Here is a 21,446-nt window from a genome sequence, read left to right on the forward strand (position 1 = left end):
GCTCGGCCTGATCGTGCTTGGCCTGGCCTGGGAGCTGGTGCTGGCCCCGGTGCGCCCGGGCGGCTCGCTGCTGGCGCTCAAGGTACTGCCGCTGTGCCTACCACTGATCGGACTGCTCAAAAACCGCATGTACACCCACCGCTGGGTCACGCTGATGGTCTGGCTGTATTTCACCGAAGGCGTGGTGCGCGCCTACAGTGACCGGCCGCCGAGCAATTACCTGGCCATGGTCGAGATTGCGCTGTGCCTGTCCCTGTTTGCGGCCAGCGCGATGCACATCCGCTGGCGTTTTCGCGATGTCAAGAAGGCCCAATTAGAAGCGGCAAGCCATGCAAAACCTGCTGAGTGAACTCCGCAGCCTCGTCGGCGAGGCCCATGTGCTCAGCGAGGGGGATTTAAGCGCCTGGGAGCAGGACTGGCGCCAACGTGCGCGCGGCAAGGCGCTCGCGGTGGTGCGCCCGGGCAACACGGCCGAGGTGGCAGCGGTGGTCCAGGCCTGCGCCCGGCACCGGGCTGCACACCCGGATCAGGCGCTGAGCATCGTGCCGCAGGGTGGCAACACCTCGCTGGTGGTGGGTGCCACACCGGATGAGTCGGGTCGGCAAATTGTGCTGAGCCTGCAACGAATGAACAAGGTGCGCGGCCTGGATGCTGCCAACCAAACCCTCACCGCCGAAGCCGGTTGTGTGCTGCAAGCCGTGCAGGAACACGCCCTGAGCGCCGGTTATCTGTTTCCCCTGAGTCTGGCCGCTGAAGGCTCCTGCACCCTGGGTGGCAATCTGGGTAGCAACGCCGGTGGCACCCAGGTGCTGCGTTTTGGCAACACCCGCGAGTTGTGCCTGGGTCTCGAAGTGGTGACTGCACAAGGTGAGGTCTGGAACGGCTTGAGTGGCCTGCGCAAGGACAACACCGGCTACGACCTGCGCCACCTGTTCATCGGCTCCGAAGGCACGCTGGGCATCATCACCGCCGCCACGATGAAGCTCTACCCACTTCCCGCGGCCCAGCTCACCGCCTGGGCGGTCGTGCCATCGATGCAGGCCGCCGTGACGCTGCTAGGCCTGGCGCATCGCCATCTGGGCGCGGGCTTAACCGGTTTTGAGGTGATGGGGCAGTTTGCCCTGCGCCTGGTGGACAAACATTTCAAACAGTTGCGCGTGCCACTATGGCAGGACGGGCCATTCTGTGTGCTGCTCGAGAACTCCGACCACGAGTCCGAGGCCCACGCGCGCTTGCAATTTGAAGGTCTGCTGGAAGCCGCCTTGGCCGATGGTTGTGTCACCGACGCGGTGGTGGCCGAAAACCTGGGCCAGGCCAAGGCCTTGTGGCAGGTGCGCGAGAGCATCTCGCTGGCGCAGTCCCAAGAGGGGCTCAACATCAAACACGACATCTCGCTGCCGATCTCGAACATTCCCGCCTTTGTCCAGAGCACCGATGCGGCGCTGGCGCAAGCCATACCGGGCGTGCGTCTGGTCAATTTTGGCCACCTGGGTGACGGCAACCTGCACTACAACGTGCAGGCCCCGGAGGGTGTCGACGCAGCCGCCTTTTTGCGCGAGCACGAGCCCGAGGTCAATCGCTTGGTGTTTGATGCGGTGACGCGCTTTGGCGGCTCGATTTCCGCCGAACACGGCATCGGCAGCCTCAAGCTGCACCAACTGGAGCACTACAAGTCGCAGGTGGCGCTTACCATGATGCGCGCCATCAAACAGGCGCTGGACCCGGAGAACCTGATGAACCCGGGTCGCGTGCTGTCCGTTTGAGGGGACGGGGTTTGTAGGAAAATCCCACCTATGACCTCTGCCCCCATCCGCTCCCAATACGAAGATTTCCTGCGCCACGTCCACACCCACGGTGTGTTCAAGGCCGACCGCACCGGCACCGGCACCACCAGCGTGTTTGGTTACCAAATGCGGTTCGATTTGAACGAAGGCTTTCCGCTGGTGACCACCAAGAAGGTGTTCCTGCGCGCCATCATTGTGGAATTGCTGTGGTTCCTGCGTGGTGACAGCAATGTCAAATGGCTGCAGGACAACGGCTGCACCATCTGGGACGAATGGGCGCGCGCCGACGGTGACCTGGGCCCGGTCTATGGTGTGCAATGGCGCAGTTGGCCCACCCCTGATGGTGGCCACATCGACCAGATCCAGCAGGTGATCAACACCCTCAAAACCAACCCGGACAGCCGCCGCATCATCGTGAGCGCCTGGAATGTGGCCGACCTGGACAAGATGGCGTTGATGCCCTGCCACGCCTTCTTCCAGTTTTATGTGGCGCCGCCCACCACACCGGGCGGACGCGGCAAACTCAGTTGCCAGCTCTACCAGCGCAGCGCCGACATCTTTCTGGGCGTGCCTTTCAACATCGCCAGTTATGCGCTGCTGACCCACATGGTGGCGCAGCAGTGTGACCTGGACGTGGGTGACTTCATCTGGACCGGCGGCGACTGCCACATCTACAGCAACCACCAGGAGCAGGTGGCGCTGCAGCTGAGTCGTGCGCCTTTTGCCTATCCAGCCCTTGTGATCAAAAACCGACCTGCTAGCATTTTTGATTACCAGTTTGAGGACTTTGAGGTTCAGGGTTACCAGAGCCACCCGGCCATCAAGGCACCGGTCGCTGTTTGAGAGCTGCCAAGGTGTCTTTGAACAACAAGGTGCCGCTGGTGCACCTGGCTCTGCTGACCATCATTTACCTGGCCTTCATCAGCCTGGGCCTGCCCGACGGCGTGCTCGGTGTGGCCTGGACCGCGATGCGGCAGGACCTGCAGCAGCCACTGGCCGCCGTGGGCCTGCTCACCATCACCCTGACCGCCTGCTCGGGCCTGAGCACCGTGGTGAGTAGCTATGTGCTAAACAAACTCGGTACCGGCGTGGTGGTGATGATCAGCGGTTTCCTGACCGGGCTGGCACTGCTGGGTTTTTCGCTGGCGCCGTCGATGGGCTGGTTGCTGGCCCTCTCGGTGCCGCTGGGCCTGGGCGCGGGTGCGGTGGACGCAGGGCTCAACCACTTTGTGGCAGCACACTATTCCTCGCGCCATATGAACTGGTTACACGGCTGCTGGGGTATTGGCGCCACCTTGGGGCCGCTGATCATGGGTGCCACCCTGGCCACACAAGGCTGGCAAGCGGGTTACCAGACGCTGGCAACGATGCAGCTGTCGCTGGCAGTCATCCTGCTGCTGTCACTCTCTTTATGGCAGCGCGAAAACGCCAAACCACCTCCTGAAGTGCACAACGAGGCACAACAGGCGCGCCTCAAGCCGGTCTCGGTTGCCGCCACCTGGCTGGCGCCGCTGGGCTTTTTACTCTATGTGGCGGCGGAGGCCGGTACCGGTTTGTGGGCGGCCAGCATTCTGGTCAACAGCCGAGGCAGCAGCCCGGCCACTGCGGGCTTGTGGGTGTCGTTTTTCTTTGGTTCGATCACGGCCGGGCGCTTTGCGGTGGGCCTGGTGGCCAACCGGCTGGGCAACCGTCGGCTGATCCGGCTCGGTCTGGTGACGGCCACGCTGGGTGGGGTGGTGTTTGCCATTCCTGGCCTGCCTGCAGCGTTGTCGCTGGCGGGTCTGGTGCTGATGGGGCTGGGCTGTGCGCCTGTGTACCCGTCGATGATGCACGAGACCGCGCGCCGTTTCCCGGCCGAACTCACTGCCAAGGTCATCGGGCGGCAGATTGGTTTGTCGTATGTGGGCAGTGCTGCCGTGCCTGCCGCCTGTGGCTTGCTGGCGGCGTATGCTGGCTTGCCGATGGTGATGCCCACGCTGGTGTTGATCTTGCTAGCCTTGTTGTGGGTGACCGAACGGCTCAACCAGCTGACCTGAGGGTGCGCAGCACAAGGTGACAATTCAGCCTTGCGGACACCTATCCCCCGGAGCCTTCTCTGATGCAACTCAAACTTATTTTTGCCCGCGCCAGCAATGGTGTGATAGGCCACAACAACACCCTGCCCTGGCACCTGCCCGAAGACATGGCGCATTTCAAACGCAGCACCCTGGGCTGCCCGGTGATCATGGGCCGGAAAACCTGGGACTCGCTGCCCGCCAAATTCCGCCCACTGCCCGGTCGGCTCAACGTGGTGGTGACCCGCCAGACCGATTGGCAGGCCGAGGGCGCGCTGGTGGCGCACAGCATCAGCCAAGCCTGTGATCTGTGCCCGCCAGACAGCACCGCCTGGGTGATTGGTGGTGCCGAGGTCTATGCCCAGGCTCTGCCATTGGCCACACAGGCCGTGGTCACCGAGATTGAGGCGGCCTTTGAAGGGGATGCTTTTGCACCCCGCTTCGGACCGGAGTGGCAAGAAACGGCCCGAGAATCACACACCGCCAGCAACGCTCTGGCCTACAGTTTTGTCACCTACACGCGTCAGCAAGGAATTTGAGACATGTCAGGACACGGTTTTCACGTCCACGGCCCACACGACCACGAATTGGAGCACGCACAACAAGGTGGCGGCCACGGCGATCACAGCCGCATGACCAACCAGATCGCCCTCTTCACTGCCATCATCGCCACCGTCGGCGCCCTGTTTGGCTACATGGGCGGTGCCACCCAGGCCAATGCCGGCCTGTACAAAAACAACGCGGCGATCAAAAAGACCGAGGCCGCCAACCAGTGGAATTTCTTCCAGGCCAAAAGCACCAAACAGTCACTGGCTGAACTCGCCCGCGACCTGGCTCCGGAGGACAAAAAACCCACCTACCAGGCCAAGATGGACCGTTACGAGAAGGAAAAAGGCGAGATCAAGGTCGTGGCCGACAAGCTCGAAGCCGAGGCCACCGAGTGGGACCGCCAGAGCGACGAACAAATGCACCAGCACCACCGCTGGGCGCAGTCCACCACGGTGCTGCAGGTGTCCATTGCCCTGGCCGCCATTGCCCTGCTGACCAAAAAGAAGTGGCTCGAGGTCGCCATGTTTGCCGCTGGTGGCGTGGGGCTGGCGGTGGGCGCCATGGCATTCTTACATCTTTGATAGCAATCCAGCCAGATTCTTAAAGGGCTAGCGCCCGATACATCCTATGAAACTCGCCACCTGGAACGTCAACTCACTCACCGTGCGCCTGCCCCAAGTGCTGGACTGGCTGGTCGCCAATCCGGTCGACGTGCTGGCCCTGCAAGAGCTCAAGCTGACCGACGACAAGTTTCCGCACGATGCCTTTGCCCAGGCCGGTTACACCGCCCAATGTTTTGGCCAGAAAACCTACAACGGCGTGGCGCTGATCTCGCGCACGCCCGCCCTGGACGTGGTGAAAAACATCCCGGGGTTTGACGACGACATGGCACGCGTCATCAGCGGCAGCTTCCCACTGGGTGAGACGCCCGTGGAAAATGCCACAAATGAGAGCACCCCACCCTTATCCAATAAGGGCTTGAGGGTGATTGGGGCCTATTTCCCCAATGGCCAGGAGCCTGGCAGCGACAAGTTTGAGTACAAGATGGCCTGGCTCGACGGCTTGCGCGCCTGGTTACGCAGCGAGTTGTTGATGCACCCGAACCTGGTGCTGATGGGTGACTTCAACATCACCTTTGACGATGCCGACGTCTGGGACCCCGAGGGCATGCGCGACCAGATCCACTGCACCGACGAAGAGCGTTACCACCTGCAGGCGCTGGTGGCGCTGGGCCTGAGTGACGCGCACCGCTTGTTTCCCCAGCCAGCCAAAAGTTACTCCTGGTGGGACTACCGTGACATGGCATTCCGGCGCAACCGGGGTTTGCGCATCGACCACATCCTGGTCAGCCGGGCGCTCAAACCGCTGGTCAGCGCCTGCCAGATCGACAAGACACCCCGCAAGAACGAGCGCCCCAGCGACCACGCCCCGGTGGTGCTGTGTCTGGACACCCCCTGAGCTTTGGCTCCTGAGATTGACACCTGGGCCACCCAAGGCTACATTAATAACCGATCAGTCATTAACTCATGCCCTTGTCGCCCGTCTCCGAAGCCACCCCCACAGACACCCACAACCGGCGCTTGCGCCGCAAGGACGCGCGGCCCGGCGAACTGCTGGCAGCTGCACTCGATCTGTTTGTGGACAAAGGTTTTGCCGCCACCCGGGTGGAAGAAGTGGCCACCCTCGCAGGTGTGTCCAAAGGCACCCTGTTCCTGTATTTCTCCAGCAAAGAGGAACTGTTCAAGGCCGTGGTGCGTGAGCACATTTCGGGGCGCTTTACCCAGTGGAGCGAGGAGATTGAACACTTCGATGGCAACTCGCAGGAGATGCTGCGTTATTGCCTGAACTGCTGGTGGGAGCGTATTGGCGCCACCAAGGCCTCGGGCATCCCCAAACTGATGATGAGCGAGGCGCGCAACTTCCCGGAACTGGCGGCTTTTTACCAGCAGGAGGTGATCCAGCCCGGCTGCGCCCTGATCGCCCGCATCTTGCAGCGTGGTGTGGACCGCGGTGAATTCCGACCAATGGACCTCAAATACGCTGTCTACATGGTGCTGGCGCCGCTGCTGTTTCTGACCACATGGAACCATTCGCTGGGCACCTGCTGCGACCCGGCCTCACAGATCGAACCCGAACACTACCTGGCCATGCAACTCGATTTGTTGTTGCGTGGTTTCAGTACCACCAGCACCGACCCGGACGCTGGTCTGTCTTAGATTCTGGAGCATCCAAGCGCATGAAACCCTGGCTCAAATGGACCCTTCTCGGTGTGGTGGTGGCAGTCTTGGCGGGCGGCACAGTGCGCACACTGTCGGCCCGCAAGGACAAACAGGCTGCGCTGGCGGCGCTGCAAACCGAGCAAAAAACACAGGTGTCAATTGAGCTGCCGCCCAGTGACCTGATCGCGTTGAGCAGCCGCGAGCTGCCGCTGTCTGTGGCCATTTCCGGTGCAATCACCGCCGTCAACACCGCCATGGTCAAGGCCCGGGTGGCGGGTGAGTTGCAAGGCTTGACGGTGCGCGAGGGCGACCGTGTGCGGGCAGCCCAGGTGCTGGGTCAGATTGACCCGACCGAGTCTGACGCCCGTTTGCGCCAGGTCCGCCAGCAGGCACAAGCGGCCAAGGCCCAGGTGGATATTGCCCAACGCACACACGAGAACAACCAGGCCCTGGTGACCCAGGGCTTTATCTCCAACACCGCCCTGGTCTCATCCCAGGCCAACCTGGCCAATGCCCAGGCCACCTATGCTGCGGCCCAGTCTGCGGCCGATGTGTCGGCTAAAACCCTCAGCGACACGGTGCTGCGCGCACCCATCGGCGGCTGGGTGTCCCAACGCCTGGCCCAGCCCGGTGAGCGCTTGGCGGTGGATGCCAAGGTGGTCGAGATTGTGGACCTGAGCCGCCTGGAGATGCAGGCCGAACTCAGCGCAGCGGACGCCTTGCAGGTCAAGGTCGGCCAAAAAGCGGAGTTGCGCGTCGAAGGCTTACAGCAGCCCGTATCCGCCACGGTGGTGCGCATCAACCCGAGCGCCTCGGTGGGCAGCCGCGCGGTGCTGGTGTACCTGGCGATTGCGCCGGGCACCGAGCTGCGCCACGGCCTGTTTGCACAGGGTGCGCTGGCCATTGGCTCGATGACCGGCCTGGCTGTGCCTTTGAGCGCGGTGCGCACCGACAAGCCCCAGCCCTACATCCAGATTGTCCAGAACCAGCAGGTGCGCCATGTGGCCGTGACACTGGGCCCACGCAGCGAGGTGGATGGCCAGACCCTGGTCAGCCTCACGGGCGCCACCGAGGGCATGAGCGTCATCTCGGGTGCGGCGGGGGTGTTGCGTGAAGGCACCCAAGTCAAGCTGGCCGCCCCGGTCAAAGGGGCTGTCTGAATGTGGTTCACCCGTGTCAGCCTGAACAACCCGGTGTTTGCCACCATGATGATGCTGGCGCTGGTGGTACTGGGCCTGTTTTCGATGCAGCGCCTGCAGGTGGACCAGTTCCCCAACATCGACTTCCCGGTGGTGGTGATCAGCACCGACTACCCCGGTGCCTCGCCTGAAATTGTCGAGAGCGAAGTCACCAAAAAAATCGAGGAAGGCGTCAACGCCATTGCCGGCATCAACGCCCTGACCTCGCGCTCCTACGAGGGCACCTCGGTGGTGATCATCGAATTTGGTTTGCACATGGATGGCCGCAAGGCCGCTGACGATGTGCGAGAAAAGGTGGCCTCGGTTCGCCCCTCGCTGCGCACCGAGGTCAAAGAACCACGTGTGCTGCGTTTTGATCCAGCCAGCCGGGCGGTCTGGTCGGTGGCGGTGCTACCCGACACCACCGCCCAAGGCCAGGCCATGAGCCCAGTGGAGCTCACCAACTGGGCCGAACAGGTGTTCAAGAAGCGCCTGGAGAACGTGCGAGGCGTTGGCTCGGTCACGCTGGTGGGCGGCAGCAAACGCGAGATCAACATCTACCTTAACCCGCAGGCGCTGGAAGCGTTTGGCATCACGCCTGACCAGGTGGTGAACGCGGTGAATGGCGAGAACCAGGACTACCCTGCCGGCACCATCCGATCCGTCGATCAGGACCGGGTGATCCAGATCGCCGCCCGGGTGCAGCGCCCCGAAGACTTCGGGCGCATCATCATCACCCGCAAAAACGGCGCACCGGTGCGGGTAGATCAAGTCGCCAAAGTGTCTGACGGTGCCCAGGAAATCGAGAGCCTGGCGCTCTACAACGGCCAACGCACGCTGTTGCTCAATGTGCAAAAGGCCCAGGACGAAAACACCATTGCGGTGGTCGACAACCTGAAAAAAACGCTGGAAACGATGCAAACCCAGCTGCCTCCGGGTGTCAAGCTGGCCCAGATCACCGACAACTCGCGCCAGATCCGGGTGTCGGTGGCCAATGTGCGCCAGACCCTGATCGAGGGCGCCGGGCTGACCATGCTGATCGTGTTCCTGTTTCTGAACTCCTGGCGCTCCACCATCATCACCGGTCTGACGCTGCCGATTGCGCTGATTGGCACCTTTTTCTTCATGAACCTGTTTGGTTTCACCATCAACATGATCACCATGATGGCGCTGAGCCTGTGTGTGGGGTTGTTGATCGACGATGCCATTGTGGTGCGCGAAAACATCGTGCGCCATGTGCAGATGGGCAAAGGCGCCTACCAGGCCGCGATGGACGGCACCAATGAAATTGGCCTGGCGGTGTTGGCCACAACCTTGTCCATCGTTGGGGTGTTTTTGCCGATTGGGTTCATGGGCGGCATCATCGGCAAGTTTTTCCACGAGTTTGGCCTGACCATTGTGGCGGCGGTGCTGATCTCGATGTTTGTCAGCTTCACGCTGGATCCGATGCTCTCCAGCCTGTGGCACGACCCGAGCATTGAAGCGCATGGCCAGCGACATCGGCCGGTCTCGTTCTACGACCGCACGGTGGGCCGTGTCACCGCGCTGTTTGACCAGGCCACCGACACCCTGGCAGAGATCTACCAGGCGATTTTGCGCCGGGCCTTGATGCACAAACTGGGCACCCTGGCACTGGCGCTGGTGATTTTTGTGATCAGCATCGCAATGGTGCCGCTGCTGGGCACCGAGTTTGTGCCCAAGTCCGATTTTTCGGAGACCAGCGTCACCTTCAACACCCCGGTGGGTTCCTCGCTGGAAGTCACCGAAGCCCGTGCACGCCAAGTGGAAGCCATCGTGCGCTCTTTCCCCGAGGTCAACTACACCCTGGCCACCATCAACACCGGCAATGCAGCGGGCAAGATCTACGCCAATGTCTACATCCGCCTGGTGGACCGCCATCTGCGCCAGCGCAGCCTGGATGAGATGTCCAACATCCTGCGCCTGCGTTTGCGCCAGGTGCCGGGCATCACCATCACCCATGTGGGTCTGCTCGACCCGATTGGCGGGCAAAAACAGATTGCGTTCTCGATCCAGGGGCCCGACATGGGGGAACTGGCGCGCTTGTCGAGCCTGGCACTAGACAAGATCCGCGACGTGCCCGGCCTGGTGGACCTGGACTCCTCGCTCAAACCCGACAAACCCACGCTGGACGTGCAAGTGCACCGCGACGCCGCCTCCGACCTGGGCCTGAGCGTAGCGCAGATTGGCAACGCCCTGCGCACCCTGGTGGCCGGAAAAACCGTGGGCAACTGGCGCGCCCCCGACGACCAGACCTATGACGTCAACGTGCGCCTGTCGCCCGAGGCGCGCAACCAGCCCGCAGACCTGGCCCAACTGCCGTTTGCCCTGAGCAGCACCAGCGACGGCAGCACCCGCGTGGTGCGGCTGAACCAGGTTGCCAGTGTCGTCGAGTCCACCGGCTCCAACCAGATCAACCGGCGCGACCTGACGCGCGAGGTGGCTATCTCCGGCAATGTGGCGGGCCGCTCGGCCGGTGAGATCTCCAAGGACATCAAAACCGCCATGGACAGCATTGCCATGCCTGCAGGCTACAGCTACAAGTTCAGCGGCTCCACCAAGGACATGGCCGAAGCCTTCGGCTACGCGGTCTCGGCCCTGGTGCTCGCGGTGATCTTCATCTACATGATCCTGGCCAGCCAGTTCAAGAGCTTTTTCCAGCCGCTCGCACTCATGACCGCCCTGCCACTGACCCTGATCGGTGTGGTGCTGGCCCTGATGCTGTTCAACTCGACACTGTCGATGTTCTCGGTGATCGGGGTGGTGATGCTGATGGGTCTGGTCACAAAAAACGCAATTTTGCTGGTGGACTTTGCCATTCGCGCGCGCGAATCGACACTGGACGCAGATGGCAAAGTCTTGCCCGGTCTGCCACGTGTAGAGGCCCTGCTGCTGGCCGCCCGGGTGCGCCTGCGCCCAATCCTGATGACCACCCTGGCCATGATTTTTGGCATGGTGCCGCTGGCTTTTGCCATGACCGAGGGTTCCGAGATGCGCGCGCCCATGGGCCAGGCGGTGATTGGGGGGGTCATCACCTCGTCGCTGCTGACCCTGGTGGTGGTGCCTGTGATGTACTGCTACATGGATGACTTGGCGCGTTGGCTGGGTCGCCGCTCGGGGGTACGCCAAACCACACCCGACGCACTGTAAAGACAGCCATCCAAACCCGCGCCAAACACCAGGCCAGCTAAAATTGACAAACATTGCTAACATACCCCCCGGAGTACACAACATGACCCTGCATAACGTCGAGCAAGCGCGCTTCAACATGATCGAGCAACAGATCCGCCCCTGGGACGTGGCAGACAGCGCCGTGCTGGAACTGCTGGCGGTGGTCAAACGCGAAGACTTTGTGCCAGCGTCTTACAAAGCGATGGCGTTTGCCGACATGGCCATCCCGCTGCCGGGTCAACAGGTCATGATGGCGCCGCGCCAACAAGCCCGCTTGTTACAAGATGCCGCCGTCCAGGCCACCGACAAGGTGCTGGAGATTGGCACAGGCAGTGGCTTCACCACCGCACTGCTGGCCAAACAGGCGCAACGTGTGATTTCGCTCGAGATCCACCCCGAGCTCGCCGACCTGGCCCGCGCCAACCTGCAACGCGCCGGCATCCACAACGCCGAGGTGCGTTGTGCTGACGGTGCCCAGGGCGCCGCCGCCGATGCCCCGTTTGATGTGATCCTGCTCGGTGGCTCGGTCAGTGAAGTGCCCCCGGCGCTGTTGCAGCAGCTCAAGGTGGGTGGCCGCCTGGTGGCCATCGTGGGCCAGGAGCCCATCATGCACGCCACCGTGATCACCCGCACCAGCGACAGCAACTTCCAAAGCACCGAAAAATGGGACGACAACGCCCCACGCCTGCAAAATTTTGCGCAGGCTTCCAGCTTCAGGTTCTGAGCATGGTTGCGCAGATCAGCCCCTCTCAGCTGCCAGCCTGGCTGGCCTCGGTCCAACAACATGGTCAGCCCGTGGTGCTGGATGTGCGCGAACCCCATGAGCTGGCACTGGCCAGCATCCAGGCAGACGGATTTGAGCTGCTTTGCATCCCGATGGGGCTGATCCCACCGCGTCTGTCTGAGCTGGACCCGAGCCGCCCGGTGGCCTGCCTGTGCCACCACGGTGGCCGTAGCATGCAGGTGGCCTCGTTCCTGAGCGCGCGTGGGTTCACCCATGTGGCCAACATCGCGGGTGGTATCAACGCCTGGTCTGCCGAAGTGGACGCCCGCATACCGCGTTACTGAATTTGCCTCACCGGGTACCCCATCATGAAGACTCTGCGCCTCCTCCCCCTAACGCTGGCCATCAGCACGCTGCTGGCCCTGCCGACGCAGGCGCAAAGTCTGACCGACCTGTACCAGTCCGCCAAGGCCTTTGACGCCAGCTACCAATCGGCCAAATCCCAGTTTGAGGCCACCCTGGCCAAAGGGGAGCAAGCCCGGGCCGGGTTGCTGCCCAGCGTTAACCTGGGCAGCTCGGTCAACCGCAACAACGTTAACAGCGACATCGCGGCGATGGAGCGCAGCTACGGCAACCAGGGTGTCACCCTGAGCGCCTCTCAGCCGCTGTACCGCCCGGCCAATGTGGCCACCGCCGAACAAGGTAAAAAACAGGCAGCCCTGGCACAGGCCCAGTTGGAGGCCGCCAACCAGGATCTGATTGTGCGGGTCAGCCAAGCCTACTTTGACGTGCTGGCCGCCCAGGACACCCTGAGGTTTGTCACCGCGCAGAAGTCCGCAGTTTCGGAGCAACTGGCCTCGGCCAAGCGCAACTTTGAAGTCGGCACCGCCACCATCACCGACACCCGCGAAGCGCAGGCCAAGGCTGATCTGGTGCTGGCCCAGGAAATCGCCGCCGACAACGATTTACGCGTCAAGAAGCTGGCGCTGGACCAGCTCACCGGCCAAAACGCGGCCCCCAAGCCCTTGCACTTGCCAACAGCCCTGCCCGTCATCCTGCCCGCAGAGGTCAGCCCCTGGGTGGCCGAGTCTGAAGACATCCACCCGAGCGTGCGCCAGGCGCGCATTGCCCTTGAGGTGGCCGAGCTCGAAACCCAAAAGGCCCAAGCTGGCCACAAACCCACACTCGACCTGACCGGCAGCTACGGCGTCACCCACAACAACGGCTCCAGCAGCCTGACCCAGGACTACCGCACCAATGTGGCCACGGTCGGCCTGAGTTTTAACCTGCCGCTGTTTGCCGGTTTTGCGATCCAGAACCGCCTCAAAGAAACCGTGGCGCTGGAAGAAAAGTCCCGCTCTGACCTGGACGCCGCTCGCCGTGGGGTGGCCCAGGCCACACGCAGCGCCTTTTTTGGCGTGCAGTCGGGCATGGGCCAAGTGAAGGCTTACGAAGCAGCCGAAGCCTCAAGCCAGAGTGCGCTGGATGCGACCAAACTGGGTTACCAGGTGGGGGTGCGCATCAACATCGATGTGCTCAACGCCCAAACCACCCTGTATGACACCAAGGCCAAGCTGGCCAAGGCGCGTTATGACGTATTGCTGGGCAACCTCAAGTTGCGCCAAGCCAATGGCTCACTCAAAGAAGAAGACATCAACGCCATCAACGCGCTGCTTGAGCACTGAACCAGCGCCCGGCCGGCGCCGCACCCACGCTCAACCGGTACGCACCAGCCCCGCCACCGAGGCGTTCATCACATGCACAATGGCGCGAGCCAGGCGTTGCGCCGCACCCCGGTGCGCCTGGGAAAACTGGCCACAGGCCTGACGCGCCTGATCCAGCCGCGTCTCGTCCACTACCAGCTCGGCAGCCAGCGCCACACCCGCACTCAGGTCGGCCACCCGCAGTGCGGCACCGGCCTCTTGTGCCTGCTCGGAGGCCAGCGCGAAGTTAAATGTGTGTGGCCCCATCACCACCGGGCAGCCACAAGCGGCGGCTTCGATCAGGTTCTGGCCACCGAGCGGCTCAAAACTGCCACCCAGCAAGGCCACATCGGCCAGGCCAAAGTACAGCGCCATCTCCCCCAGGGAGTCGCCGAGCCAGATGTCTGGTGCCCCCTCTGACAGGGTCGGCCCTTCTGTGCCCCAGCTGCTGCGGCGCGACACCGTGAAATCCTGGGCCTGGATCAGCTCAGCCACCACCTCAAAACGCTGCGGATGGCGTGGCACGATCAGCCACTGGATCTTTTTTGCTTCATTATCAATAGCTGCCTGCCCTTGATCGACAAGGTCTGGAGGGCTAAGTGTCTTGAGAATCTGCAACAAAGCCAGCTCTTCGCCTTCACGCGAGCTGGCGATCATCACCACCGGCCGACCCGCCTGCTGACGCCAGCCGCGCCCGGTGGCGATCTGCTGTGCATCGGGTGTGGCGTCAAATTTGAGGTTACCCAGCACCGCCCGCACCGGCGCGCCCAGGGTGTTGAAACGCTGGGCGTCCTGCGGGGTTTGTGGCCAGACCGCGTTCAGGCCCGCATAGGCCGGGCGTGCCAGCCAAGCCAGTTGCTCGGCCTGGCGCAGCGACTTGTCACTCAGGCGGGCGCTGGCCAGCACCAGCGGCATCTGACGCGCATGGCAGGTGGCCACCAGATTCGGCCAGATTTCGGTTTCCATCAGCACACCAATCTGCGGCTTGAAGTGGCGCAGAAAACGCTGGGTGGCGCCCACGGTGTCCCAGGGTTGCCAAGCCTGCAGGTCACCCGGCAACAGCAGTTTGGCACCCTCGGCGCGGCCGGTGGCGGTGCCGTGGGTCAGCAGCAGGCGCATGTCGGGCAAGATCTGGCGCAGCGCGGTGACCAGCACCGCAGCCGCACGGGTTTCACCCAGCGAGACGGTGTGCAGCCAGACAGTGGGGCCGTCGTGCGGCGGCAGCGGTTGGCTGTAGTGGCCAAAACGCTCGGGGATGGCATGCAGGTAACCGGGCTCTTTGGCGCCACGGCGTTTGAGTTTGAGGATCAGCAGCGGCTGAGCCAGCCACATGGCGACGGAATACAGGGCACGGATCATAGGTGGGCAAAACTCGAAGGACGGTTGTGACCCGCCGCCTGCCGATGCGCCTGCGCAGCGGCCAGCACAGACGTCCAGGCTTGCCAGACGCTGTCCACGGTGGGTATCGGATCGGCATAAACACTGACCTGGCGCGGCGCCGGGCCACCGTGTTCGACCTGCTGCTCGGCCAGCGGGCCGGTGCGCCAGGCGGTGTCAAAGTTGTAGAGCTGCACATGGGCCAGGTCCAGCGCCACCGCGATGTGGCTCAGGCCGCTGTCCACACCAATCACACCGTCGCAGTTGGCCAGGGAGTCGGTCAGGGCGTCCAGCGCCAAGCGCGGCCAGACCTGCACATGGGCCAGGTCTTGGGCGATCTCGTGGCACACGGCTTCTTCGGCCGCGCTGCCATGCGGCAGGGCCACCATAAAACCGGCGGCATTCAGTCGGCTCGCCAAGGCACGCCAATGGTCCAGCGGCCAGCATTTGTCGGCGCGCGAGGTGCCATGCACCAAGGCCACCAGACCTTGCAAGCCGGTTCGGAATGCTACTTTTTTGGCATCTGCCAGCCCTTTATCCATCTGGGCCAACAGCCCAAAATGCATGTAAAACGGCAGGGTGTAGCCAAATATCTCGGCACACAGCAGGCGTGCCCGTGTGACCGCGTGGCAGTGGGTCGGCAAGGTGATCGCCACATCGGCCACCCAGCGTGCCGGTGCCTCAAAGCTGGAGCCCTCGGTCTGGTTGGCTATGCCGTAGCGTTTGCCGCCCGGTGCCAGCCGGGCCAGCTTGGACACCAGGGCCGATTTGCTCAAACCCTGCAGGTCAATCACCGCGTCGTAGGGGGTCTGCTGCAACTCCTGCTTGAACTCTTTCCAGGCTTGGCGTGTCTCTGCGGCCAAAGGCGCCTTGCGCCAGCGCCGCAGCTCACAGTGGATCACCCGGTGCACCCCTTTGCAACGCAGCACCAGCGGCGCAAATGCACGCTCGACCACCCAGTCGATCTGCGCATACGGGTGGGCCTGGCGGATGTCCTGCACCGCCGCCATGGTGTGCACCACATCCCCCAGCGAGGAGAGTTTGACAATCAGGATCCGCACGTCAGCCGCCCCAGCCCCACACACGACGCATGAACGTCAATGGGCAGCGGTGTCAAACTGTGCGTCGGGTTTGACCGAGCGCAACAGGGCCAGCATGTCGGCCTCAATACGCGCCAGCGCCTCAGGCGTGTGGCCCTCAAACCGCAGCACCAGCACCGGTGTGGTGTTGGAGCCGCGGATCAGGCCAAAACCGTCCGGCCAATCCACGCGCAGGCCGTCAATGGTGTTGACGGTGGCCGGTGCCGGGAAGTTGACCTTGGCCACCAGTTGGTCGACCAGACGGTGTGGTTCACCCTCGGCACATTTCACATTGAGTTCGGGCGTGGAGAAGCTGGTGGGCAGCGCATTGAGCACCGCATTGGCGTCAGGCGACTGGCTCAAAATCTCCAACAGGCGGCAACCGGCGTAGGTGCCGTCGTCAAAGCCGTACCAGCGTTCCTTGAAGAAGATGTGGCCACTCATCTCGCCACCCAGAGGCGAGCCGATCTCTTTCATCTTGGCCTTGATCAACGAGTGGCCGGTCTTGAACATCATCGGCACACCACCGGCCTCGGCGATCGTGGGCGCCAGGCGTTGGGAACACTTCACGTCAAAAATAACGGTGCCACCGGGGGCACGTTTGAGCACATCACGTGCAAACAGCATCATCTGGCGGTCAGGGTAAATCGTGTTGCCCTCTTTGGTGACGATGCCGAGGCGGTCACCGTCGCCGTCAAAAGCCAGACCAATTTCGGCGTCACCGGCCTTGAGTGCGGCCACCACGTCACGTAGGTTTTCGGGTTTGCTGGGGTCGGGGTGGTGGTTGGGGAAGTTGCCGTCCACTTCGCTGTGTAACTCGGTCACCTCACAACCAATCGCACGCAGGATGCCGGGGGCCGAGGCGCCGGCAATGCCGTTGCCCGAGTCGACCACAATCTTCATCGGGCGCGAGAGTGTGATGCCACCCACAATGCGTGCGGAGTAAGCGGGCAACACATCCACATGGCGCACCGAGCCGCCATCCTGCAGCACCCAGCTGTCGTTTTCCATGATCTGGCGCAGGGTCTGGATCTCGTCGCCGTAGATGGCGCGGCCGTCCATCACCATCTTGAAACCGTTGTAGTCCTTGGGGTTGTGGCTGCCGGTGACCTGGATGCCGCTGGCGCACAAGGTGGTGGCGGCAAAGTACAACATCGGTGTCGTGGCTTTGCCAATGTCGATCACCTCGACACCGACCGACACCAGACCCTGGATCAGCGCGGCACTCAGCGCCGGGCCACTCAGGCGCCCGTCGCGCCCGACCGCGACCACTTTTTGCCCCTCACGCAAGGCCACGGTGCCAAAGGCCCGGCCCAGGGCTTCGGCCATGGCCTCATTCACGGTGCTGGGCACCACACCACGGATGTCATAGGCTTTGAAAATCGTAGGAGATAACTGCATGAAGGTCCCTTGCTGGTTGGAGAAGTTCCGTTTTTGCGCTGGGCATTGTAGGCCGCCAACCAAGTCAGGGAGATGTCCGAAAACGACCAGAACTGGCAGCACACAAGGCGCTGCGGCACCTATCATCCAGCCCATGTCCTTGCCGCCCACCACCGCCTACGACGATGCCTGTTACCTGGCTCTGAAAGCCCGGGACGCGCGTTTTGACGGCAATTTTTTCACCGGTGTCACCTCTACCGGCATTTATTGCCGACCGGTGTGCCGGGTGCGCACCCCCAAGCGTGACAACTGCCGCTTTTTCCCGCACGCGGCGCTGGCAGAGCAGGCCGGTTTTCGGCCCTGCCTGCGCTGTCGACCCGAGCTGGCGCCCGGTGGCGGGGGAGCCCAGGTCTGGTCAATGCAGGACGCCTCCAGCATCCTGGCGCAGCAGGCCGCCCGGCTGATGGACGCAGCGCCCGGCAGCCCCGGGCAGGCGCTGGGTGTGGCCACACTGGCGCAGCGCCTGGGCATCAGCGACCGGCATTTGCGGCGCATTTTTGAGGCGCAGTTTGGTGTCTCGCCGCTGCAATACTTGCAGACCCGGCGCCTGTTGTGCGCCAAACAGCTGCTGACCGACACCCGCTTGCCAGCCTCGCAGGTGGCGCAGATCAGCGGGTTTGCCAGCGTGCGGCGTTTTAATGCGGCATTTGCCGAGCAATATGGCCTGAACCCAACCCAGTTGCGGCGCAACGGACCACCCAGCAGCGCCGCAGGCCACAGCGGCATCCATCTCAAACTGGCCTACCGCCCGCCCTATGACGTGGCGGCCATGCTGCAGTTTTTGGCCAGACGCCAAGTCCAAGGCACCGAGCTGGTGAGCCTGGCACCCAAAAGCCTGTGTTTCGCCAAAACCCTGTCCATCCACGCTGGTTCCCAGCGCACCACCGGCTGGCTGGTGGCGCAGTTTGATGACACCCGCTGCCGTGTCGACCTGACGGTGAGTGACTCTCTGGCTGAGGTGTTGCCCCAGGTGATGGCAAAGGTACGCGCCCTGCTCGACCTGGACGCTGACCCGCGCGCCATCAACCAGGTGTTGCATAGCCATTTTCCGAACAGTGACGGCCTGCGTCTGCCCGGCGCGCTGGACGGTTTTGAGCTGGCGGTGCGTGCGGTGCTGGGACAACAAATCACCGTGGCCGCCGCACGCACTCTGTGCCAGCGGCTGGTGGCCCAGTTGGGTGAGCCGATCCAGACACCGGTGGCCGGGCTGGACCGGCTGTTCCCAAGTGCCGAGACACTGGCCACAACCAGCGGCGAAGTCCTCGGCCAACTCGGCATCGTGAAGCAACGCCAGAACGCCATCCTGGCATTGGCACACGCGGTGGCCAGCGGCACCTTGCAGTTGCAGCCCGGCGCCGACCCCGACCAGACCCGCGCGGCGTTACAAGCCCTGCCGGGTATTGGTGACTGGACAGCACAGTACATCTGCATGCGCGCCCTGCACTGGCCCGATGCGTTTCCAGCCGGTGATGTGGCCTTGCACAACGCGCTGGGTGTGCGCCAGCAGCCCAACCCGGCGCAGGCCGCGTTGGCAGCCGCCACCGCCTGGCAACCCTGGCGCAGTTACGCGGTGATCCGTGCCTGGGCCAATCTGTCGCCGCCCACCAGCCCCGTCGAATCTCGCCCCATCACTATGACTTAAATAGCTACCAGCCCTTTTGATACAAGGGCTAGAGGCCAAAACACATGAAACTCCCAAAACACACCCAAGTCACCCAGCTCACCAGCCCGCTGGGCACCATGCTGCTGGCGGCTTGCAACAACCAGCTGGTCGGCATCTGGTTTGAGGGCCAGGCGCATCTGCCGGACCTGTCCGGTTACGCCCCCGATGCCGGGCAGCCGGTGTTGCAGCAGGCCAAGGTCCAGTTGCAGGACTACTTTGCCGGGCAGCGCCGCCAGTTCGACCTGCCTGTGACCCTGGCCGCTGGCACCGCGTTCCAGCAGGCCGTGTGGCAGGCGTTGCTGGATATCCCGTTCGGTGCCACCTGCAGTTACGGCCAGCTGGCCAGCCGCATTGGCAAGCCAAGCGCGGTGCGGGCGGTGGGTGCCGCGGTGGGGCGCAACCCCTTGACTATCATCGTGCCCTGTCACCGGGTGATTGGCACCAAGGGCAGCTTGACCGGCTACGCAGGTGGTCTGGACCGAAAAACCGCTCTGTTGCAACTTGAAGGTGTCCTTTGATTTCTCACCCCAACAAACAACCCTGGCTGATCGAATTTGTCCTGCTGGGCGCCATCTGGGGTGCCTCGTTTTTGTTCATGCGCCTGGGCGCCGCCGAATTTGGTGCGCTGCCCACGGCGGGCCTGCGGGTCGGAATTGCTGCATTGTTTTTGCTGCCGCTGCTGCTGGCACGTGGCCAGGGGGCGGCGCTGGGCCAGCACTGGAAAAAGATTTTCTTTCTGGGCCTGATCAACTCCGGCATCCCGTTTGCCTGTTACTCCTACGCACTGATGAGCATCACCACCGGTTTGTCGGCCCTGCTCAACGCCACGGTGCCACTGTTTGGTGCGCTGGTGGCCTGGGTCTGGTTGCGTGACCGCCCACACCGCCTAAAAATTCTGGGCCTGCTGATCGGGTTTGTGGGTGTGGCCATGCTGGCCTGGGGCAAAGCCAGTTTCAAACCCGATGCCTCGGGTCTTTCCAGCGGCTGGGCGGTGGTGGCCTGTCTGGTGGCGTGTCTGTGTTACGGCATCGCCGCCAGTTTCACCAAACGTTACCTGGCCGGGGTGCCGTCGCTGGCGGTGGCCACTGGCAGCCAAATCGGCGCCACCCTGGGTCTGGCTGTGCCCACCCTGTGGCTCTGGCCAACAACTACGCCCAGCATGACGGCCTGGCTGGCGCTGTTGGCAGTGGGTGTGTTGTGCACCGGCGTGGCGTATGTGCTGTTCTTCCGGCTGATCGACAAAGTCGGTGCGGCCAGCACCCTGACGGTGACCTTCCTGATCCCGGTGTTTGCGGTGATCTACGGTCTGGTGTTTCTGGGTGAGCTGGTCACACCGTGGATGCTGATCTGTGGCGCTGTGATTCTGTGCGGTACCGCGTTGTCGCTGGACTTGTTCAAGCTGCGCAAACACTAAACATTTACTTCAGGACTGACGCCAAGCTGCCCCAGCTAGGCGTATCGCCGCAGACAGTACATCCCGGTACGGCAAGGCGATGCAACAACGCTGGGGCGGCTTGGCGTCAGTCCTTTGAATGTGCGCAAGCGAACAGACCAGACGCTTGCCACCCCTTAAGGTCAGGACTTCGGAGCCTTTGCTGCTCGCGAAGGTCTTAACTTTAAGGAATACTCATGAAGAACCCTCTCAATCTGCTCAGTGGTGTTGCTATGGCGGTCTGTTTGCTGTTTGGCAGCAACACCATGGCACAAACCATGTCTTCCAGCGATTTCAGCGCTGCCAAAACCCGCATCAAGGCCGACTACAAGGTCGACAAAAAAGCCTGTGACGCGCAGGCAGACAACGCCAAGGACATCTGTATCGCCGAAGCCAAAGGCAAAGAAGCCGTGGCACTGGCCGAGCTGGACAACAGCCATAAACCGACCGCCAAAACCCACAGCAAAGTCAGCATCGCCAAGGCCGAGGCCACCTATGACGTGGCCAAAGAAAAATGTGATGACCTGGCTGGCAACCCCAAGGATGTCTGTGTGAAAGAAGCCAAGGCCGCCCTGACCGCCGCCAAAGCCGATGCCAAGGTGCAAATGAAGACCTCCGCCGCCAACACCACGGCCAAGGAAAAAACCACCGAAGCCAAAGCCCAAGCCAACAGCGAGAACAAGGAAGTCCGGGCCGACGCTGCTGCCGACAAACGTGCGGCCCAGTTGAAGGTGGCTGAAGAAAAGTGTGATGCCATGGCATCCACCGCCAAAGACAACTGTCTGAAAGACGCCAAAGCCGCTTTTGGCAAGTTGTAAGCCAAGTAGGCCGGCTTGCTGCCGGTCTGTTTCACCCCTTCACCCAACCGGAGACTCACCATGCTGCATTACGCCGTTGTATTTTTTGTCATTGCTTTGATTGCGGCCCTGTTCGGCTTTGGCGGCATCGCCGCTGGCGCTGTGGGCATTGCCAAGATCCTGTTTTTTGTTTTTATTGTGCTGGCCGTTGTCAGCTTCCTGTTCGGTGCACTCAAAGGGCGCTAGCCCACCCACCCC

At 62.6% G+C, this 21,446-nt stretch carries 21 protein-coding genes; 18 read left to right on the forward strand and 3 right to left on the reverse strand.

Annotated elements, in window-relative coordinates; translation table 11 throughout:
- The 13 genes from KKO72_RS19715 to KKO72_RS19775 form a co-directional block, all read left to right on the forward strand.
- Nucleotides 1–349: DUF2069 domain-containing protein (locus KKO72_RS19715; protein WP_214943218.1), on the forward strand; the 349-nt coding region annotated here is incomplete at its 5' end.
- Nucleotides 330–1,763: an FAD-binding oxidoreductase gene (locus tag KKO72_RS19720; RefSeq protein WP_214943221.1), complete on the forward strand. Its 1,434-nt coding sequence runs from the start codon at nucleotides 330–332 to the stop codon at nucleotides 1,761–1,763. The genes KKO72_RS19715 and KKO72_RS19720, both read left to right, overlap by 20 nt.
- 30 nt (nucleotides 1,764–1,793) lie before the next feature.
- Nucleotides 1,794–2,627 (forward strand): thymidylate synthase, encoded by an 834-nt coding sequence (locus KKO72_RS19725; protein WP_214943223.1) that lies wholly within the window; start codon nucleotides 1,794–1,796, stop codon nucleotides 2,625–2,627.
- 11 nt (nucleotides 2,628–2,638) lie between these two features.
- Nucleotides 2,639–3,820, forward strand: coding sequence for an MFS transporter (locus tag KKO72_RS19730; protein WP_214943226.1), 1,182 nt, complete (start codon nucleotides 2,639–2,641; stop codon nucleotides 3,818–3,820).
- 62 nt (nucleotides 3,821–3,882) lie between these two features.
- Entirely contained in the window at nucleotides 3,883–4,377 is a 495-nt protein-coding gene (locus tag KKO72_RS19735; RefSeq protein WP_214943228.1) for a dihydrofolate reductase, read from the forward strand.
- Nucleotides 4,378–4,380: 3 nt separating this feature from the next.
- Entirely contained in the window at nucleotides 4,381–4,968 is a 588-nt protein-coding gene (locus KKO72_RS19740) for a DUF4337 domain-containing protein (protein WP_214943231.1), read from the forward strand.
- Nucleotides 4,969–5,014: 46 nt separating this feature from the next.
- Nucleotides 5,015–5,845, forward strand: a complete 831-nt coding sequence (gene xth / locus KKO72_RS19745) for an exodeoxyribonuclease III (protein ID WP_214943234.1) — start codon at nucleotides 5,015–5,017, stop codon at nucleotides 5,843–5,845.
- Between the two features lie 68 nt (nucleotides 5,846–5,913).
- The gene (locus KKO72_RS19750; RefSeq protein ID WP_214943237.1) at nucleotides 5,914–6,603 is read left to right on the forward strand and encodes a TetR/AcrR family transcriptional regulator; all 690 of its coding nucleotides are present in this window, start codon (nucleotides 5,914–5,916) and stop codon (nucleotides 6,601–6,603) included.
- Nucleotides 6,604–6,623: 20 nt separating this feature from the next.
- The gene (locus KKO72_RS19755; protein ID WP_180127757.1) at nucleotides 6,624–7,766 is read left to right on the forward strand and encodes an efflux RND transporter periplasmic adaptor subunit; all 1,143 of its coding nucleotides are present in this window, start codon (nucleotides 6,624–6,626) and stop codon (nucleotides 7,764–7,766) included.
- Nucleotides 7,767–10,952: an efflux RND transporter permease subunit gene (locus tag KKO72_RS19760; RefSeq protein ID WP_214943240.1), complete on the forward strand. Its 3,186-nt coding sequence runs from the start codon at nucleotides 7,767–7,769 to the stop codon at nucleotides 10,950–10,952.
- An 82-nt stretch (nucleotides 10,953–11,034) separates the two neighbouring features.
- A complete protein-coding gene (locus KKO72_RS19765) occupies nucleotides 11,035–11,697 on the forward strand; it encodes a protein-L-isoaspartate O-methyltransferase (RefSeq protein ID WP_214943243.1) in 663 nt (220 codons plus the stop codon).
- 2 nt (nucleotides 11,698–11,699) lie between these two features.
- Entirely contained in the window at nucleotides 11,700–12,041 is a 342-nt protein-coding gene (locus KKO72_RS19770; RefSeq protein WP_214943249.1) for a rhodanese-like domain-containing protein, read from the forward strand.
- A gap of 24 nt (nucleotides 12,042–12,065) precedes the next feature.
- On the forward strand, nucleotides 12,066–13,382 hold the full coding sequence (locus KKO72_RS19775; RefSeq protein ID WP_214943252.1) for a TolC family outer membrane protein: 1,317 nt from the start codon (nucleotides 12,066–12,068) through the stop codon (nucleotides 13,380–13,382).
- A 30-nt stretch (nucleotides 13,383–13,412) separates the two neighbouring features.
- Here KKO72_RS19775 and KKO72_RS19780 read toward each other — a convergent pair whose 3' ends face one another.
- The 3 genes from KKO72_RS19780 to KKO72_RS19790 are packed head-to-tail and all read right to left on the reverse strand — an operon-like array spanning nucleotide 13,413 to nucleotide 17,257.
- Nucleotides 13,413–14,759, reverse strand: coding sequence for a 3-deoxy-D-manno-octulosonic acid transferase (locus KKO72_RS19780; RefSeq protein ID WP_214943255.1), 1,347 nt, complete (start codon nucleotides 14,757–14,759; stop codon nucleotides 13,413–13,415).
- The gene (gene waaC, locus KKO72_RS19785) at nucleotides 14,756–15,838 is read right to left on the reverse strand and encodes a lipopolysaccharide heptosyltransferase I (protein ID WP_214943260.1); all 1,083 of its coding nucleotides are present in this window, start codon (nucleotides 15,836–15,838) and stop codon (nucleotides 14,756–14,758) included. The genes KKO72_RS19780 and waaC overlap by 4 nt, the downstream gene beginning before the upstream one ends.
- A 36-nt stretch (nucleotides 15,839–15,874) precedes the next feature.
- Nucleotides 15,875–17,257: a phosphomannomutase/phosphoglucomutase gene (locus KKO72_RS19790; RefSeq protein WP_214943264.1), complete on the reverse strand. Its 1,383-nt coding sequence runs from the start codon at nucleotides 17,255–17,257 to the stop codon at nucleotides 15,875–15,877.
- A 133-nt stretch (nucleotides 17,258–17,390) separates the two neighbouring features.
- On the opposite strand from KKO72_RS19790, the gene KKO72_RS19795 reads away from it, so the two are divergent.
- The 5 genes from KKO72_RS19795 (at nucleotide 17,391) to KKO72_RS19815 (ending at nucleotide 21,434) form a co-directional block, all read left to right on the forward strand.
- The gene (locus KKO72_RS19795; protein ID WP_214943267.1) at nucleotides 17,391–18,938 is read left to right on the forward strand and encodes a DNA-3-methyladenine glycosylase 2 family protein; all 1,548 of its coding nucleotides are present in this window, start codon (nucleotides 17,391–17,393) and stop codon (nucleotides 18,936–18,938) included.
- A gap of 44 nt (nucleotides 18,939–18,982) precedes the next feature.
- Nucleotides 18,983–19,477 carry a methylated-DNA--[protein]-cysteine S-methyltransferase gene (locus KKO72_RS19800; protein ID WP_214943273.1) on the forward strand — a complete coding sequence of 165 codons (495 nt, stop codon included), beginning with the start codon at nucleotides 18,983–18,985 and terminating at the stop codon, nucleotides 19,475–19,477.
- Entirely contained in the window at nucleotides 19,474–20,373 is a 900-nt protein-coding gene (locus KKO72_RS19805; protein WP_251140802.1) for a DMT family transporter, read from the forward strand. The genes KKO72_RS19800 and KKO72_RS19805 overlap by 4 nt, the downstream gene beginning before the upstream one ends.
- A 215-nt stretch (nucleotides 20,374–20,588) precedes the next feature.
- Nucleotides 20,589–21,209, forward strand: a complete 621-nt coding sequence (locus tag KKO72_RS19810; protein ID WP_214943277.1) for a hypothetical protein — start codon at nucleotides 20,589–20,591, stop codon at nucleotides 21,207–21,209.
- 60 nt (nucleotides 21,210–21,269) lie between these two features.
- On the forward strand, nucleotides 21,270–21,434 hold the full coding sequence (locus KKO72_RS19815) for a DUF1328 domain-containing protein (protein ID WP_078366251.1): 165 nt from the start codon (nucleotides 21,270–21,272) through the stop codon (nucleotides 21,432–21,434).
- Nucleotides 21,435–21,446: the final 12 nt, after the last annotated feature.

Origin of the sequence: Rhodoferax sp. U11-2br, assembly GCF_018619435.1 — a bacterium.
Taxonomy (GTDB): Bacteria; Pseudomonadota; Gammaproteobacteria; order Burkholderiales; family Burkholderiaceae_C; genus Rhodoferax.

Excerpts from the sequence above, each read along its gene's own strand:
- KKO72_RS19795 (WP_214943267.1), top strand. The coding sequence starts at position 17,391 with ATGTCCTTGCCGCCCACCACCGCCTACGACGATGCCTGTTACCTGGCT.
- KKO72_RS19760 (WP_214943240.1), top strand. The coding sequence starts at position 7,767 with ATGTGGTTCACCCGTGTCAGCCTGAACAACCCGGTGTTTGCCACCATG.
- KKO72_RS19735 (WP_214943228.1), top strand. The coding sequence starts at position 3,883 with ATGCAACTCAAACTTATTTTTGCCCGCGCCAGCAATGGTGTGATAGGC.
- KKO72_RS19740 (WP_214943231.1), top strand. The coding sequence starts at position 4,381 with ATGTCAGGACACGGTTTTCACGTCCACGGCCCACACGACCACGAATTG.
- KKO72_RS19765 (WP_214943243.1), top strand. The coding sequence starts at position 11,035 with ATGACCCTGCATAACGTCGAGCAAGCGCGCTTCAACATGATCGAGCAA.
- KKO72_RS19755 (WP_180127757.1), top strand. The coding sequence starts at position 6,624 with ATGAAACCCTGGCTCAAATGGACCCTTCTCGGTGTGGTGGTGGCAGTC.
- KKO72_RS19810 (WP_214943277.1), top strand. The coding sequence starts at position 20,589 with ATGAAGAACCCTCTCAATCTGCTCAGTGGTGTTGCTATGGCGGTCTGT.
- KKO72_RS19780 (WP_214943255.1), bottom strand. The coding sequence starts at position 14,759 with ATGATCCGTGCCCTGTATTCCGTCGCCATGTGGCTGGCTCAGCCGCTG.
- xth (WP_214943234.1), top strand. The coding sequence starts at position 5,015 with ATGAAACTCGCCACCTGGAACGTCAACTCACTCACCGTGCGCCTGCCC.
- KKO72_RS19815 (WP_078366251.1), top strand. The coding sequence starts at position 21,270 with ATGCTGCATTACGCCGTTGTATTTTTTGTCATTGCTTTGATTGCGGCC.
- KKO72_RS19790 (WP_214943264.1), bottom strand. The coding sequence starts at position 17,257 with ATGCAGTTATCTCCTACGATTTTCAAAGCCTATGACATCCGTGGTGTG.
- KKO72_RS19800 (WP_214943273.1), top strand. The coding sequence starts at position 18,983 with ATGAAACTCCCAAAACACACCCAAGTCACCCAGCTCACCAGCCCGCTG.
- KKO72_RS19775 (WP_214943252.1), top strand. The coding sequence starts at position 12,066 with ATGAAGACTCTGCGCCTCCTCCCCCTAACGCTGGCCATCAGCACGCTG.
- KKO72_RS19725 (WP_214943223.1), top strand. The coding sequence starts at position 1,794 with ATGACCTCTGCCCCCATCCGCTCCCAATACGAAGATTTCCTGCGCCAC.
- KKO72_RS19720 (WP_214943221.1), top strand. The coding sequence starts at position 330 with ATGCAAAACCTGCTGAGTGAACTCCGCAGCCTCGTCGGCGAGGCCCAT.
- KKO72_RS19770 (WP_214943249.1), top strand. The coding sequence starts at position 11,700 with ATGGTTGCGCAGATCAGCCCCTCTCAGCTGCCAGCCTGGCTGGCCTCG.
- KKO72_RS19750 (WP_214943237.1), top strand. The coding sequence starts at position 5,914 with ATGCCCTTGTCGCCCGTCTCCGAAGCCACCCCCACAGACACCCACAAC.